This window comes from Salmonella sp. NW38 (genome assembly GCF_051807745.1).
GTDB lineage: Bacteria > Pseudomonadota > Gammaproteobacteria > Enterobacterales > Enterobacteriaceae > Salmonella > Salmonella enterica.
This window is the reverse complement of sequence record NZ_JAMMTO010000008.1, coordinates 47,904-63,130: the sequence shown is the minus strand read 5'-3', so window position 1 is coordinate 63,130 and position 15,227 is coordinate 47,904. Positions and strand designations below refer to the sequence as shown.

The 15,227-nt window shown below is 52.9% G+C and carries 16 protein-coding genes, 1 pseudogene and 1 other annotated feature; of the genes and pseudogenes, 7 read left to right on the top strand and 10 right to left on the bottom strand.

The annotated features are described in order from the left end of the window. Positions 1 to 73 precede the first annotated feature (73 nt). Both ugd and wzzB read left to right on the top strand, forming a co-directional pair. Positions 74 to 1,240 carry a UDP-glucose 6-dehydrogenase gene (gene ugd, locus NA624_RS14950; protein WP_000704821.1) on the top strand — a complete coding sequence of 389 codons (1,167 nt, stop codon included), beginning with the start codon at positions 74 to 76 and terminating at the stop codon, positions 1,238 to 1,240. Between the two features lie 142 nt (positions 1,241 to 1,382). Beyond that, complete coding sequence (gene wzzB, locus NA624_RS14945; protein WP_080197204.1) at positions 1,383 to 2,366, top strand: LPS O-antigen chain length determinant protein WzzB; 984 nt, start codon at positions 1,383 to 1,385, stop codon at positions 2,364 to 2,366. Positions 2,367 to 2,446: 80 nt separating this feature from the next. Here wzzB and hisIE read toward each other — a convergent pair whose 3' ends face one another. The 9 genes from hisIE to hisL all read right to left on the bottom strand — a co-directional run bounded on the left by hisIE (position 2,447) and on the right by hisL (position 9,779). Further along, complete coding sequence (gene hisIE / locus NA624_RS14940; protein ID WP_000954841.1) at positions 2,447 to 3,058, bottom strand: bifunctional phosphoribosyl-AMP cyclohydrolase/phosphoribosyl-ATP diphosphatase HisIE; 612 nt, start codon at positions 3,056 to 3,058, stop codon at positions 2,447 to 2,449. Next, positions 3,052 to 3,828 carry an imidazole glycerol phosphate synthase subunit HisF gene (gene hisF / locus NA624_RS14935; protein ID WP_000880125.1) on the bottom strand — a complete coding sequence of 259 codons (777 nt, stop codon included), beginning with the start codon at positions 3,826 to 3,828 and terminating at the stop codon, positions 3,052 to 3,054. Before hisF ends, hisIE begins: the two co-directional genes overlap by 7 nt. Beyond that, a complete protein-coding gene (hisA, locus tag NA624_RS14930; RefSeq protein ID WP_000586406.1) occupies positions 3,810 to 4,547 on the bottom strand; it encodes a 1-(5-phosphoribosyl)-5-[(5-phosphoribosylamino)methylideneamino]imidazole-4-carboxamide isomerase in 738 nt (245 codons plus the stop codon). Before hisA ends, hisF begins: the two co-directional genes overlap by 19 nt. Then, a complete protein-coding gene (gene hisH, locus NA624_RS14925; protein ID WP_001103591.1) occupies positions 4,547 to 5,137 on the bottom strand; it encodes an imidazole glycerol phosphate synthase subunit HisH in 591 nt (196 codons plus the stop codon). Before hisH ends, hisA begins: the two co-directional genes overlap by 1 nt. After that, positions 5,137 to 6,204, bottom strand: a complete 1,068-nt coding sequence (gene hisB / locus NA624_RS14920; protein ID WP_000080050.1) for a bifunctional histidinol-phosphatase/imidazoleglycerol-phosphate dehydratase HisB — start codon at positions 6,202 to 6,204, stop codon at positions 5,137 to 5,139. Before hisB ends, hisH begins: the two co-directional genes overlap by 1 nt. Further along, complete coding sequence (gene hisC / locus NA624_RS14915; protein WP_000102706.1) at positions 6,201 to 7,280, bottom strand: histidinol-phosphate transaminase; 1,080 nt, start codon at positions 7,278 to 7,280, stop codon at positions 6,201 to 6,203. Before hisC ends, hisB begins: the two co-directional genes overlap by 4 nt. Further along, positions 7,277 to 8,581 (bottom strand): histidinol dehydrogenase, encoded by a 1,305-nt coding sequence (gene hisD, locus NA624_RS14910; RefSeq protein ID WP_000009610.1) that lies wholly within the window; start codon positions 8,579 to 8,581, stop codon positions 7,277 to 7,279. The genes hisC and hisD overlap by 4 nt, the downstream gene beginning before the upstream one ends. Before the next feature lie 102 nt (positions 8,582 to 8,683). Continuing rightward, complete coding sequence (hisG, locus tag NA624_RS14905) at positions 8,684 to 9,583, bottom strand: ATP phosphoribosyltransferase (protein WP_000886599.1); 900 nt, start codon at positions 9,581 to 9,583, stop codon at positions 8,684 to 8,686. 46 nt (positions 9,584 to 9,629) lie between these two features. Beyond that, positions 9,630 to 9,753, bottom strand: a sequence feature (His leader region). Further along, complete coding sequence (hisL, locus tag NA624_RS14900) at positions 9,729 to 9,779, bottom strand: his operon leader peptide (RefSeq protein ID WP_001364200.1); 51 nt, start codon at positions 9,777 to 9,779, stop codon at positions 9,729 to 9,731. Its footprint overlaps the feature before it by 25 nt. 162 nt (positions 9,780 to 9,941) lie before the next feature. On the opposite strand from hisL, the gene NA624_RS14895 reads away from it, so the two are divergent. The 4 genes from NA624_RS14895 (at position 9,942) to plaP (ending at position 13,370) form a co-directional block, all read left to right on the top strand. Continuing rightward, complete coding sequence (locus tag NA624_RS14895) at positions 9,942 to 10,766, top strand: SDR family oxidoreductase (RefSeq protein WP_000754702.1); 825 nt, start codon at positions 9,942 to 9,944, stop codon at positions 10,764 to 10,766. Between the two features lie 45 nt (positions 10,767 to 10,811). After that, positions 10,812 to 11,726 carry a LysR family transcriptional regulator gene (locus NA624_RS14890; protein WP_000803384.1) on the top strand — a complete coding sequence of 305 codons (915 nt, stop codon included), beginning with the start codon at positions 10,812 to 10,814 and terminating at the stop codon, positions 11,724 to 11,726. Between the two features lie 233 nt (positions 11,727 to 11,959). Next, on the top strand, positions 11,960 to 12,022 hold the full coding sequence (gene yoeI / locus NA624_RS14885) for a membrane protein YoeI (RefSeq protein ID WP_096335044.1): 63 nt from the start codon (positions 11,960 to 11,962) through the stop codon (positions 12,020 to 12,022). Then, positions 12,012 to 13,370: a putrescine/proton symporter PlaP gene (plaP, locus tag NA624_RS14880; RefSeq protein WP_001519005.1), complete on the top strand. Its 1,359-nt coding sequence runs from the start codon at positions 12,012 to 12,014 to the stop codon at positions 13,368 to 13,370. Before yoeI ends, plaP begins: the two co-directional genes overlap by 11 nt. A gap of 135 nt (positions 13,371 to 13,505) precedes the next feature. Here plaP and sbcB read toward each other — a convergent pair whose 3' ends face one another. Next, the gene (sbcB, locus tag NA624_RS14875; RefSeq protein WP_000216706.1) at positions 13,506 to 14,936 is read right to left on the bottom strand and encodes an exodeoxyribonuclease I; all 1,431 of its coding nucleotides are present in this window, start codon (positions 14,934 to 14,936) and stop codon (positions 13,506 to 13,508) included. 135 nt (positions 14,937 to 15,071) lie between these two features. On the opposite strand from sbcB, the pseudogene NA624_RS14870 reads away from it, so the two are divergent. After that, positions 15,072 to 15,149 (top strand): annotated as a pseudogene (locus tag NA624_RS14870) (hypothetical protein); the annotation flags it as partial. Positions 15,150 to 15,227: the final 78 nt, after the last annotated feature.

The following is a 15,227-nucleotide window of genomic DNA, read 5'->3' as shown; positions in this document are numbered from 1 at the left end:
TTAAAACTTTAATATCTTATCAGGATGCGAAATACATCATGATTCATAATTAAGTTAATTCTGAGAGCGAATAATGAAAATCACGATATCCGGGACGGGTTATGTTGGCTTGTCTAATGGTTTGCTTATTGCACAACATCATGATGTGGTGGCATTAGACATTGTTCCTTCCCGTGTTGAACTATTAAATGATCGGATATCTCCGATTGTTGATAAAGAAATTCAGCAATTTTTAAAGGAAGATAACATCAGATTCAGGGCAACGCTGGATAAGTTTGATGCGTACCAGAATGCAGATTACGTCATCATTGCTACGCCTACAGATTACGATCCAAAAACCAACTATTTTGATACGTCCAGTGTGGAATCGGTCATTCAGGATGTGATCAGCTTCAACCCCGCAGCCGTGATGATTATTAAGTCTACGGTGCCGGTTGGCTTCACGGCAGCAATGCGCCAGAAGTTTGCGACAGAAAATATCATTTTCTCTCCGGAGTTTTTACGTGAAGGTAAGGCCCTTTACGATAACCTTTATCCCTCCCGTATCGTGATTGGGGAACAGTCTGAGCGCGCCAGAGAATTTGCCGCATTACTCCAGGAAGGCGCTATTAAACAGGAGATTCCGACGCTGTTTACGGATTCCACTGAAGCGGAAGCCATTAAACTTTTCGCCAATACTTATCTCGCTATGCGAGTCGCTTATTTTAATGAATTAGACAGCTATGCTGAAACGTTAGGGTTAAATACCCGACAAATTATTGAAGGGGTATGCCTCGACCCGCGTATTGGCAATCATTATAATAATCCCTCTTTTGGTTATGGCGGATATTGTTTGCCAAAAGATACCAAACAGTTGCTGGCTAATTATCAGTCGGTGCCTAATAATATTATCTCCGCTATCGTTGAAGCAAACCGTACGCGTAAAGATTTTATTGCCGACGCTATCCTCGCCAGAAAGCCTAAAGTGGTGGGCATTTATCGCCTGATTATGAAGAGTGGCTCCGATAACTTCCGCGCCTCATCGATTCAGGGGATTATGAAGCGCATTAAAGCGAAAGGCGTAGAGGTCATCATCTATGAGCCGGTAATGGAAGAAGATACTTTCTTTAACTCACGTCTTGAACGTGATTTGCACTGCTTTAAACAGCAGGCGGATGTCATTATTTCCAACAGGATGGCGGCAGAGCTTTTGGATGTCGCTGAAAAAGTGTATACCCGCGATCTTTTCGGTAGTGATTAATAAGGCAATCGGGGCTGATGAGTCCCGATGATTTATTGACCAACTGGAAATAATGTCTGATTTTTATCATTAATCCTATGGCATATATTTGCTTTATGGCTACACTGTCTCCAGCTTCATCCTTTTTTTAGTTAGGGTATCTATGACAGTGGATAGTAATACGTCTTCCGGGCGTGGGAACGATCCGGAACAGATTGATTTGATTGAGTTATTGCTACAGTTATGGCGTGGGAAGATGACCATTATTGTAGCCGTTATTATCGCCATTTTGCTGGCCGTAGGCTACCTGATGATAGCCAAAGAAAAATGGACATCCACGGCGATTATTACCCAACCTGATGCCGCGCAGGTTGCCACCTATACCAACGCGCTCAACGTCTTGTATGGCGGGAATGCCCCCAAACTCTCTGAAGTGCAGGCGAATTTTATAAGCCGCTTTAGCTCTGCGTTTTCCGCATTATCGGAAGCGCTGGATAATCAGAAAGAGCGGGAAAAGCTCACCATTGAACAGTCGGTAAAGGGGCAGGCGCTGCCACTCTCGGTTTCTTATGTGAGTACTACCGCTGAAGGGGCACAGCGTCGGCTGGCGGAATATATCCAACAGGTGGATGAAGAGGTCGCTAAGGAACTGGAAGTTGACCTGAAAGATAACATCACGCTGCAAACCAAAACGTTGCAGGAGTCCCTTGAGACGCAGGAAGTTGTGGCGCAGGAACAAAAAGATCTGCGTATTAAGCAAATCGAAGAAGCGTTGCGCTATGCGGATGAGGCCAAAATCACGCAGCCGCAGATTCAGCAAACCCAGGATGTTACCCAGGACACGATGTTCCTGTTGGGGAGCGATGCGCTAAAATCGATGATACAGAACGAAGCGACGCGTCCACTGGTCTTTTCTCCGGCCTATTACCAGACGAAGCAGACACTGCTGGACATTAAAAATCTGAAAGTGACTGCCGATACGGTGCACGTCTATCGTTATGTGATGAAGCCGACGCTGCCGGTCTGTCGCGATAGCCCGAAAAAAGCCATTACCCTCGTGCTGGCTGTGTTGCTGGGCGGGATGATCGGTGCCGGGATTGTGCTGGGGCGCAATGCGCTACGTAGCTATAAGCCAAAAGCCTTGTAAGCTTCTTTGCCGGATGGTGGTCGGCTTCGAAAGGTAAAATTTCTCATTAAAAAACCGGGCATTGCCCGGTTTTTTTACGCTTATTGATGACGCTTACGAAGATTGTCGATCACGGTGGTGAGGTTGAGATCCTGATCCTGCAACAGCACCAGCAGGTGGTACATCAAATCAGACGCTTCATTGGTCAGCTCAACACGATCGTTAACGGTGGCCGCCAGCGCGGTTTCCACACCTTCTTCGCCAACTTTTTGCGCAATACGTTTGGTACCGCTGGCGTACAGTTTCGCCGTGTAAGAGCTGGCCGGATCGGCGGTTTTGCGCTCTGCCAGTAGCTGCTCCAGTTGATACAGGAATAACCATTGATGGCTGGCGTCGCCAAAGCAGCTGCTGGTACCTTTGTGGCAGGTCGGCCCGACAGGGTTTGCCAGCACCAGCAGTGTATCGTTGTCGCAATCTGGCGCAATGCTGATGACATTCAGCACATGGCCTGAGGTTTCGCCTTTGGTCCATAAACGCTGTTTCGTGCGTGAGAAGAACGTGACATGGCCGGATTCAATGGTTTTGTCCAGCGCTTGTGGGTTCATATAGCCCAGCATCAATACTTCGCCGGATACCGCATGTTGCACGATGGCTGGCATCAGGCCATCGGTTTTTTCCCAGTCCAGCTCGCGGCGTTGTTGCTCTGTTAACATATCCTGATCTCCACGCCCTGGCCTGCCAGGTACGCTTTTAATTCGCCAATATTGATGATTTGCTTGTGAAAAACGGAGGCGGCAAGCGCGCCGTCGACATCGGCATCACGGAATGCCTCAAGAAAGTGTTCCATCGTACCCGCGCCGCCGGAGGCGATCAGCGGCACGCGGCAAACGTCACGGACTTTTTTCAACTGCGTCAGATCGTAACCGTTACGCACGCCGTCCTGGTTCATCATATTCAGGACGATTTCCCCCGCGCCGCGCTGTTGTACCTCTTGCACCCAATCCAGCGTCTCCCACTGCGTCACGCGGGTACGGTTTTCATCGCCGGTATACTGGTTAACATGATATTTCCCCGTGGCGTCGTCAAACCAGGTATCAATCCCGACGACAATGCACTGTACGCCAAAACGGTCAGCCAGACGGGTAATCAGCGTTGGGTCAGCCAGTGCAGGGGAGTTGATAGAGATCTTATCCGCCCCGAAAGAAAGAATTTTGGCGGCGTCGTCAATTGACCGGATACCGCCCGCTACGCAAAACGGAATGTCGATCACCTCGGCAACGCGCGCCACCCAGCTTTTATCGACTACGCGACCATCGCTGGAGGCGGTAATGTCATAGAACACCAGTTCGTCCGCGCCTTCGTCGGCATAGCGTTTGGCCAGCGGAACGATATCGCCAATGATCTCATGGTTGCGAAACTGTACGCCTTTCACCACCTGACCATCACGAACATCCAGACACGGAATTATACGTTTTGCCAGCATTGGATGGCCTCCTTAACGGTAAATTTCCCTTCCAGCAGAGCGCGTCCGACAATCACGCCGCGCACGCCGGTGCCGCGCAGGGCGGCAATATCATCGATATCGCCAATACCGCCGGAGGACTGAAAGGCGATCTGCGGATATCTGGCGCATACCTCTTCGTACAGCGAAACGTTAGAGCCCGCCAGCGTGCCGTCGCGAGAAATATCGGTACACAGTACATGTTTCAGGCCGACGGGGAGATAGGTCTCCACCAGTTGTTCCAGCGAGACGCCGGAATTTTCCTGCCAGCCGCTAACCGCCACCTGCTTGTTGCCGTGTTCGTCTATGCGAACGTCCAGCGCCAGCACCAGCGCCTGCGCGCCAAAACGTTCAAACCAGCCTTTCACCACGTCAGGGGATTTCACCGCCGTTGAACCGATGACCACACGGGCAACGCCAGCTTTCAGTAATGCCGCAACGTCTTCTTCGGTACGCACGCCGCCGCCGACCTGAACAGGCACGTTCACGCCCGCGACCAGGGTTTTAATCAGCGGTATCTGTCGCTTCGCCGGATCTTTAGCGCCGGTCAGATCTACCAGATGCAGCACCCCGGCGCCCTGGGCGGCGTAATCCTGCAAACGGGGCAGGGGATCGTTACCGTAATCCCGCTGGCGGGCGTAGTCGCCCTGATGGAGACGCACCACGGTGCCGTCAATTAAATCTAATGCCGGAATAATCATTACATCTCCAGGAAGTTTTTCAGCAACTGAGCGCCCGCCGCGCCAGAACGTTCCGGGTGGAACTGTACGCCGAAGAAATTATCTTTCTGTACCGCCGCGGTGAATGGCTCGCCGTAATTGCACTGGGCGATAGTCCACGGGTTGACCGGCATCGCGTAGCTGTGCACAAAGTAAAAATAGGCGCCATCTTCAATGCCCTGAAACAGTCGGTTGCCCGCCTGCGGATACACGCGATTCCAGCCCATGTGCGGCAGCGGCAGACCAAAGTCGGTCATTTTCGGCACGTCTTGCTCGATAATGTTCAGCAGATCCACGCCGCGCGTCTCTTCGCTGCGACGACCCAGCAGTTGCATCCCTAAGCAGATACCCAGTACCGGCTGAGTACACGCTTTAATTAAGTCGATCAGTTCACGTTCGCGCAGTTGATCCATAGCGGCCTGCGCCGTGCCGACGCCGGGCAGAAAGAGTTTGTCAGCGCGTAATACGATTTCCGCTTCGCGGCTGACCACCGGGGTGTAACCGTGGCGCGCCACGGCGGATTTTACCGAGCTTAAATTGGCGCAGCCGGTGTCAAGGATGACGACGTTCATCACAGCACTCCTTTCGAGGACGGTAATGTATCGCCCTCCACGCGAATAGCCTGGCGTAGCGTTCGACCAAAGGCTTTAAACAAACTTTCGACACGGTGGTGATCGTTCTTACCCTTAGTCTTGAGATGCAGAGTGACGCCCATCGTGTAAGAGAGTGAGCGGAAAAAGTGTTCAATCATCTCTGTGCTCAAATCGCCCACACGCTGGTAGGTAAATTCAGCTTTATATTCCAGATGCGGACGACCGGAAATATCCAGCGCGCAGCGCGCCAGACATTCATCCATCGGCAGTACAAAGCCAAAACGGCAGATACCGCGTTTGTCGCCGAGTGCCAGTTTTAACGCCTCACCGAGCGCCAGCCCGGTATCTTCTACCGTGTGGTGATCGTCGATATAGAGATCGCCCTTAACGGTAATCTCCATGCGAAAGCCGCCGTGGGTGGCGATTTGATCGAGCATATGGTCAAAGAAGCCGACGCCGGTATTAATCTTGCTGTTGCCTTCGCGATCCAGCCAGACGCTGACATCAATCTGTGTCTCTTTGGTGTTGCGGACCACATGCGCATAGCGATCGCGTTTCGTTAGCTGTTCGCCAATCATCGTCCAGTTCAGCGTTTCACGGTGATAGCGTAAACCAGTAATGCCCATATTATCAGCGAGCTGGATATCGGTTGCACGATCGCCAATCACATAACTGTTGGCGCTATCCATCGCTTGTTCCGCAAGATAACGCTCCACCAGCTTCACTTTGGGCTTACGGCAGTCGCAGTCGTCTGCGGGCAGGTGAGGGCAGATCAGCACCTCATCAAAGCGTACGCCCTGTGAGGTGAAAATCTGCATCATCAGGTTGTGCGGTCCGTCGAAGTCCGCCTGCGGGAAGCTTTGCGTGCCAAGTCCATCCTGGTTAGTGATCATCACCAGCTTAAAACCGGCTTTTTGCAGTTTCAGCAATACGGGAATCACCTCTGGCTCAAAGGCCAGTTTATCAAAGCGGTCTACCTGAAAATCGCTCGGCGGTTCGGAAATTAAGGTTCCGTCCCGGTCAATGAAAAGATACTTCTGACTCATACTGGCTCCGCACGTAAGGCGTCAATGACGCGCTGGTTTTCCTGGCGGGTGCCGACCGTAATCCGCAGGCAGCCGCTTAAAGAAGGTTGTTTATTCTGATCGCGTAAGATAATGCCCTGATCCCATAAGGATTTAAACACGCTGCTGGAGGCGGTAAACCGCGCCAGAATATAGTTGGTTTCAGAGTCAAAGACGTGTTCTACGCAGGCGGTCTGTTGCAGGGCATTCACCAGATACTGACGTTCCTGCACTGTCTGCGCCACGCGATCGCGCATTGCGTTTATTCCCTGCGGACTCAGCGCCTGGGCGGCGATATCCGCCACTGGCGTAGAAAGCGGATAAGGGGCGATCACTTTTAACAGCAGGTTGATCACCTCTTCATTAGCCAGCGTAAAGCCGCAGCGCAGACCCGCCAGCGCAAAAGCTTTCGACAATGTGCGCAGGATAACCAGATGAGGATATTCAACCAGCCAGCCTGTCAGCGTGGCCTGTGGGCAAAACTCAATATAAGCTTCGTCAGCGACGACTATCGCTTTACCGCGTATCAACTCCAGCAGCGTGCGCAGATCCTGCGGGTTGATAAGTTGTCCGGTAGGATTATTGGGGCTACAAACGAACACCACTTTTGCGCCGTCAAGGTTGTCGGAAATCCCCTGTAGATCCAGCTGCCAGTTTTCAAGCGCGGGAACCGTCCGGCGCTCTACGCCAATGGTTTCGGCGCTGACGCTGTACATACCGTAAGTGGGCGGACAGTAGAGAATGGCGTCTTTCCCCGGTTCGCAGAAGGCGCGGATCACCAGTTCGATCCCTTCATCCGCGCCGCGGCTGACCAGCACCTGCTCCGGCTTTACGCCAGCATATTGAGCGTAGTTTTCAATCACGGCCTTTGGCTGGCATTCCGGGTAGCGGTTAAGCGTTTGTTGGGTGAGCTGAAACTCCACCGCTGTCGGGAATTCATTCGCGTTCAGCCAGACATCGCCATTACCGCCCAGACGGCGGGCAGACTGATACGGTACCAGGTTGCGGACATTTTCACGGGCTAAGTCAGCGACGCTGAGAGTGTTTTCAGTGCTCATGCTTGCTCCTTGAGGGCGTTTACGCGCAGGGTCACGGCATTTTTATGGGCGGTCAGACGTTCTGCCGCCGCCAATGTTTCAATGGTTGATGCCAGAGCGGAAAAGCCCGCTTTCGACAGTTCCTGAACGGTCATCCGTTTCTGGAAATCCGCTAACCCAAGGCTGGAACAGGTAGCAGTATAGCCATAGGTCGGTAAGACATGGTTGGTTCCGGAAGCGTAATCACCGGCGGATTCCGGCGACCAGTCGCCGAGAAATACCGAGCCTGCGCTGGTAATCGCATCCACCAAATCGCGCGCATTGCGCGTCTGGATGATTAAGTGTTCCGGCCCATACTGATTAGAGATGGCGACGCACTGCGCTAAATCTTTGGTCACAATCAGACGACTGGCGCTCAGGGCCTGCCGGGCGGTGTCCGCGCGCGGCAGCTCCGCCAGTTGACGTTCTACCGCCTCCGCCACCTTGCGGGCAATGTCAGCATCAGGCGTCAGCAGAATCACCTGGGAATCCGGACCGTGTTCTGCCTGGGAGAGCAGGTCAGAAGCGACGAAATCCGGTGTTGCGCCGCTGTCGGCGATCACCAGCACTTCAGACGGCCCGGCTGGCATATCGATAGCCGCGCCGTCGAGGCGTTGGCTGACCTGACGCTTGGCTTCGGTTACAAAGGCGTTGCCGGGGCCAAAAATTTTATCCACTTTCGGTACGGACTCGCTGCCGAAGGCCAGAGCGGCAATCGCCTGCGCGCCGCCGACGTTAAAGATTTCCTGCACGCCACACAGTTGCGCCGCATAGAGGATTTCATCAGCGATGGGCGGCGGCGAGCACAGAACCACGTTCTGGCATCCCGCAATGCGCGCCGGCGTCGCCAGCATCAGCACCGTTGAGAAGAGCGGAGCCGAGCCGCTGGGAATATACAGACCGACAGACGCGACGGGACGCGTAACCTGCTGGCAACGCACGCCTGGCTGGGTTTCCACATCTACAGGCGGTAGCGTCTGCGCGGAATGGAACGTTTCAATATTTTTGACGGCAGCGGCCATCGCCTGTTTTAATTCGTCGCTCAGACGCGCGCCGGCGGCGGCGATCTCTTCAGGGGTGACGCGTAGCGCTGTCACTTCTGTTTTATCAAATTTAGCGCTGTATTCACGCAGGGCATCGTCACCGCGCGTTTTTACATTATCCAGAATATCGCAGACCGTCCGGGTAATACTGTCAGAGGCGGAAATCGCCGGACGTGTCAGCAGCGCACACTGCTGTTCAGGGCTACAGCTGTTCCAGTCAATCAGGGTATTGAAGCTCATGGTCTTTACTCCATCACAGGGTTCCGCCTTATCCGGCCTACAGAACCCAAAATATCAACGCATTACGTAGGCCTGATAAGCGCAGCGCCATCAGGCGTCAGATCACTCCATCATCTTCTCGATCGGCAGTACCAGAATCGAGCTGGCGCCAAGCGCTTTCAGTTTCTCCATGGTTTCCCAGAACAGCGTTTCGCTGCTGACCATGTGCATCGCCACGCGCTGTTGCTCGCCCGCCAGCGGCAGGATTGTCGGCCTTTCGGCGCCTGGCAGCAGGGCGATAACCTCTTCCAGGCGTTCACTTGGCGCGTGCATCATGATGTATTTCGATTCGCGCGCCTGAATCACGCCCTGAATACGGGTCAGCAATTTATCGATCAGCTCTTGCTTGCTCTGTGCCATCTCACCGTCGCGCTGAATCAGACAGGCTTTAGAGCGGTAGATAACTTCGACTTCACGCAGGCCGTTAGCTTCAAGCGTCGCGCCAGTAGAGACCAAATCGCAGATAGCGTCGGCCAGCCCCGCGCGCGGCGCGACTTCGACAGAACCATTTAACAGACACGATTTAAAAGAGACGCCTTTCTGGTCGAGGTAGCGTTTGAGGAGGTGCGGATAAGAGGTAGCGATACGTTTACCGTCCAGCGCGGCCGGGCCGTCCCAGGCTTCGTCAACCGGCGTTGCCAGCGATAAACGGCAGCCGCCGAAGTCAAGACGGCGCAGGGTAAAATAGCGCGGATCTTCGCCCTGCGCGCGGCGGTTGAGTAGCTCTTCTTCCAGCACGTTCTCGCCGATAATGCCGAGATCGACCACGCCATCCATCACCAGACCCGGAATGTCATCATCACGCACGCGCAGGATATCAATCGGCATGTTTTCCGCCATCGCAATCAGGCGCTGAGTGTGTAAATTAATTTTTATGCCGCAGCGGGCCAGCAATTCTCGTGAATCATCGCTTAAACGGCCTGATTTCTGAATAGCTATGCGTAAGCGGGTGTTGTCTAACATTCTGCGTTCCTCTTTATCCTGTCTGAACCGGTCTGTATCGCGCGCCAAAAAAAAGCCCCCGGAAGATGATCTTCCGGGGGCTTTCTCATGCGTTCATGCACCACTGGAAGATCTGAATGTCTTCCAGCACACATCGCCTGAAAGACTAGTCAGGATGATGGTGATGATGGTGGTGTTTAAATTGAACGCGTGTCATAAAAATTCCGATGAATGCTTATTCATTTGATACCTTTTAACCTAAACCACTTTTACGCCTTAAAGCAAGCGCTTTTTTCATTTCGCATTTATAGTATGAATTGTCAGTCACGGCGGGCTGGCGTAGCCTTATGTATAAGGCGTTAAAGTCAGGAGAAAATGGATGAAAAAGGTCGCAATTGTCGGTTTAGGTTGGTTAGGCATGCCGCTGGCAATGTCGCTGGCAGCGAGAGGCTGGCAGGTTACCGGCAGCAAAACCACCCTTGACGGGGTGGAAGCGGCCCGTATGAGTGGAATTGAAAGCTATCCGCTGCGTCTGGAGCCGGAGCTGGTCTGTGAGGCGGACGATCTTGACGCTCTGCTGGATGTCGATGCGCTGGTGATAACACTGCCCGCGCGCCGTAGCGGTCCGGGAGAGGATTTTTATCTGCAGGCGATGCAGGAACTGGTCGACAGCGCGCTGGCTTATCGTATCCCGCGTATTATTTTTACCAGTTCGACGTCTGTTTACGGCGATGCGCAAGGCGTGGTGAAAGAGAATACGCCGCGTAATCCGGTCACGGCCAGCGGGTGTACCCTGAAGGAACTGGAAGATTGGCTGCATAATCTGCCGGGCACGTCAGTGGATATTCTGCGGCTGGCGGGGTTGGTCGGGCCTGGACGCCACCCCGGACGTTTCTTTGCTGGAAAAACCGCGCCGGATGGTCAACACGGGGTCAATCTGGTGCATCTTGAAGACGTGGTTGGCGCAATTACCCTCTTGCTACAGGCGCCGAAAGGGGGGCACATCTATAATATATGTGCGCCGGCGCATCCAGCCCGCAACGTGTTTTATCCGCAAATGACGCGTTTGCTGGGAATGGCGCCGCCGCATTTTCGTGACGCACCGGACAACGGCAAAGGGAAGATTATCGACGGTAGCCGGATTTGTAATGAGCTGGGATTTGAATATCAATATCCCGATCCGCTGGTGATGCCGATGGAGTGAGTCGCTGTCCAGCAGGTGGTCGCCATATAGCGCAAGGGGACGAGTATGAAACCACTGCTGGACGTTCTGGTTATTCTTGATGCGTTAGAAAAAGAAGGCAGCTTCGCGGCGGCGTCGGCAAAATTATTTAAAACGCCGTCCGCCCTCAGTTATACCGTTCATAAGCTGGAAAACGATCTTAATATCCAACTGCTCGACCGTAGCGGGCATCGCGCGCGATTTACGCGAACCGGTAAGATGCTACTGGAAAAAGGCCGTGAAGTGCTGCACACCGTTCGCGAGCTGGAAAAGCAGGCGATTAAACTGCATGAAGGCTGGGAGAACGAACTGGTCATCGGTGTGGATGATACCTTTCCCTTTTCTCTTCTGGCCCCGCTTATCGACGCTTTTTATCAACGCCACAGCGTGACGCGCCTTAAATTTGTTAATGGCGTTCTCGGCGGTTCATGGGAGACGCTGACGCAGGGAAGGGCGGATATCATTGTTGGCGCCATGCGCGCGCCGCCGCCTGACACCGGCTTTGGCTTTGCAAGACTGGGCGATCTTGAACTGGTGTTTGCTGTCGCCCCGCATCATCCGCTGGTTCATGAAGAGGAACCGCTTAGCCGCCAGACGATCAAACGTTTTCGCGCGATTGTGGTTGGCGATAGCGTCCATTCCTCGCGATCAATAGGGTCTGAACTGCTCGACGCTCAGGAAGCGATTACCGTGTTTGATTTTAAAACCAAGCTGGAGCTGCAAATTAGCGGCCTGGGATGCGGCTATTTACCGCGTTATCTGGCGCAGCGATTTTTGGAAAGCGGCGCGCTTATAGAGAAGAAAGTGGTGGCGCAAATCGTCTATGAACCGGTGTGGGTTGGCTGGAATGAACAGACCGCCGGGCTGGCCAGCGGCTGGTGGCGGGATGAAATTTTAGCAAATAATGCTATTGCTGGGGTGTATGCAAAATCGCCGGTTTAAAAATCAATCGCTTATGAAAAATAATTTTTTGAACGCGCTCGCATTCTCTTGTCATTTCACTTCAATTTAGGGCAGAATACGCCGCTTGCAAAAAATGACACTAACCGACGTTTTAATACGCGTCGGTTATTTTTTTGCTTCAAACACATCATTCAATACCAAGAGGCCGGGCTTCGTACCGGATAGATACTTACTTAAAAATCGACAGTTGTTGTCGCTGAGGAATCCAGAAAATGGGGCAATTTTTTGCTTACGCGACGGCATTCGCCGTAAAGGAGAATGACCATGTCGCATAACGTTACTCCAAACACCTCTCGCGTGGAATTACGTAAAACGCTTACGTTAGTTCCGGTTGTAATGATGGGTCTTGCCTATATGCAGCCGATGACGCTGTTCGATACATTTGGTATCGTTTCAGGCCTCACTGACGGTCACGTACCGACGGCGTATGCATTCGCGTTAATCGCGATTCTGTTTACGGCGTTGAGCTACGGGAAACTGGTGCGTCGCTACCCTTCCGCGGGTTCGGCGTACACCTACGCCCAGAAATCCATCAGCCCGACTGTTGGCTTTATGGTGGGTTGGTCTTCTCTGCTCGATTATCTGTTCGCGCCGATGATCAACATTCTGTTGGCGAAAATTTATTTTGAAGCGCTGGTGCCCTCCATTCCGTCATGGGTGTTTGTCGTGGCGCTGGTGGCCTTTATGACGGCCTTTAACCTGCGCAGCCTCAAATCGGTCGCTAACTTCAACACCGTGATTGTAGTGCTACAGGTGGTGCTGATTGCGGTCATTCTGGGCATGGTGGTTTATGGCGTATTTGAAGGCGAAGGCGCCGGTACGCTGGCGAGCACCCGTCCGTTCTGGTCCGGCGATGCGCACGTTATCCCGATGATTACGGGAGCGACGATCCTGTGCTTCTCCTTTACCGGCTTTGACGGCATCAGTAACCTGTCGGAAGAGACCAAAGATGCTGAACGCGTGATCCCGCGTGCGATTTTCCTGACCGCGCTGATTGGCGGCCTGATCTTCATCTTTGCAACCTATTTCCTGCAATTGTACTTCCCGGATATCTCTCGTTTTAAAGATCCGGATGCGTCTCAGCCGGAAATCATGCTGTACGTGGCGGGTAAAACCTTCCAGGTGGGCGCGCTGATCTTCTCTACTATCACCGTACTGGCTTCCGGTATGGCGGCGCATGCAGGCGTAGCGCGCCTGATGTACGTTATGGGGCGCGACGGCGTATTCCCGAAAAGCTTCTTCGGTTACGTTCATCCGAAATGGCGTACGCCAGCGATGAACATCATCCTGGTCGGGGCGATCGCGCTGCTGGCGATTAATTTTGACCTGGTGATGGCGACGGCGCTGATTAACTTTGGCGCGCTGGTCGCGTTTACCTTCGTTAACCTGTCGGTGATTTCGCAGTTCTGGATCCGTGAGAAGCGTAATAAGACGTTGAAAGATCACTTCCAGTATCTGTTCCTGCCCATGTGCGGCGCGCTCACGGTTGGCGCGTTGTGGGTTAACCTGGAAGAGAGCTCAATGGTACTGGGCCTGATCTGGGCGGGTATCGGGCTGATTTATCTGGCCTGCGTAACTAAAAGCTTCCGCAACCCGGTTCCACAGTACGAAGACGTCGCGTAATCGCGCGTATTATCGGCAATAGTAAAACCGGAGGCAGTGCCTCCGGTTTTTTGTCTGTCATCCAGCACGTTTACCAGATGGCTGCGTCACTCTTTATCCGCTCTGGATTAACAATGCCCGTCAGGCATTGGTCAATTACACAATCTCAGTTGCGTACTGCCACAGTGATTTCAGCAACCCCAGCTTCGTTTTATCTTCCGCATACTGCTGAGAAAGCATCTGCAATTCGTTGGCATACTGTTGTAAAAACTCCGGCGTCAGTACCTGACGGCGATGCTCCAGCCAGCGCTGCTGCTCTGCGTCATCCAGCGTACCGGGAAAATTGCGTGCGCGGTAATTAAACAGCAGCTTCTCAATGCGCTTATCGACAAAGGTAATGTCCAGCGCGGGCAGGTTACGTGGCTCGGTTTCGAGTACGATTTTCATGGCTGCGCGATCGGCATCGCTGAAAAAACCATCATAGAGCTGGGCATCAACGTTATCCGAGGCGGCAAAAGGTTCGGCTTCGGCAAAAATCGCCACCACTTTGTCGCGGACCTGCGGGTTTTCACGCAACACTTTCAGGTTATCCAGGCAGTGCTGGCGGTTAATTCCCAGCCGGTCGGCATCCTCCGGGCGCAAGGTATTCGCCTGCGCCAGTACCGGACATTTATTGATATGCACCAGCTTTACCGGCACTGCGGCGAGATCGCCAAGATCGGCTTTGGCCGTATAAAGCCGCTCGCGAAGGGTGTCGCTGTCCAGCTCAAGAAGAGGAGAAATATCGCCTGCTAAATCGACCATGATCACCGCGTTACGGTTTTCAGGATGCCACGCCAGCGGCGCGACCCAGCTTGTATTACCGCGCCACGCGCCAAACATGCCGGAGACATGCACTAGCGGCTTCATTTGCGGAACGTCAATCAGCGCCGCCAGTTTATGTTTACTGCGGTGGCTATAAAGATAATCAAACAGCCGCGGCTGGCGTGTTTTCACCAGTTGCGCCATCGCAATAGTGGCGTAGACATCCGCCATCGCATCATGCGCGTTGCTGTGTTCGATCCCGTTCGCCTGGGTTAAATGTTCCAGACGAAAGCTGGGCAGGCCGTCGTCGTTTTCCGGCCAGTTAATTCCCTCCGGGCGCAGCGCATAACAGGCGCGCATGACATCCAATAGATCCCAACGTGAATTATCATGCTGCCAGCTCCAGGCATAGGGATCGTAAAAGTTGCGATAAAAAATATTGCGCGTGACTTCATCATCAAAGCGCACATTGTTGTAGCCCACAACGCAGGTTTTAGGAACGGTAAACAGCGCATGAATGCGTCTGGCGAAAGCGGCTTCGTTTTCTCCTTTCTCACGCGCTTCCTGCGGCGTGATGCCGGTAATCAGCACTGCGCCGGGCTGCGGTAGATAATCATCGGCGGGTTTGCAATAAAACACCTCCGGCTCGCCAATAACGTTGAAGTCGTTATCCGTACGGAGCGCGGCGAATTGCGCAGGTCTGTCGAGGGCCGGATGCGTACCGAAGGTTTCGTAATCGTGGAAGAGGAATGTGCTCTGTATGCTGTCGTTTTTAACTGTCACTTGATGTACACGCCTGATGTTATATGTATATGAAATATTTTATTCTTTTATTTTGTCGTTGATTGATTGTATTTGTACACCAATTGATATTGTTGCTAATGTTCGTACATGCGATGGTGAGTACAAAATACTAAAATGACCATCAGCGACACTAAGCTACGCTCCCTCTATGGTAAACCATATTCCGGTTCATCTGAAATTACTGATTCCGATTTAGTACTGTATGGAATTTAGGCCAGGGTCAATCTGGCCGGGATCTCAAAAAATGCATGGACTAAAACGGGTCTATTT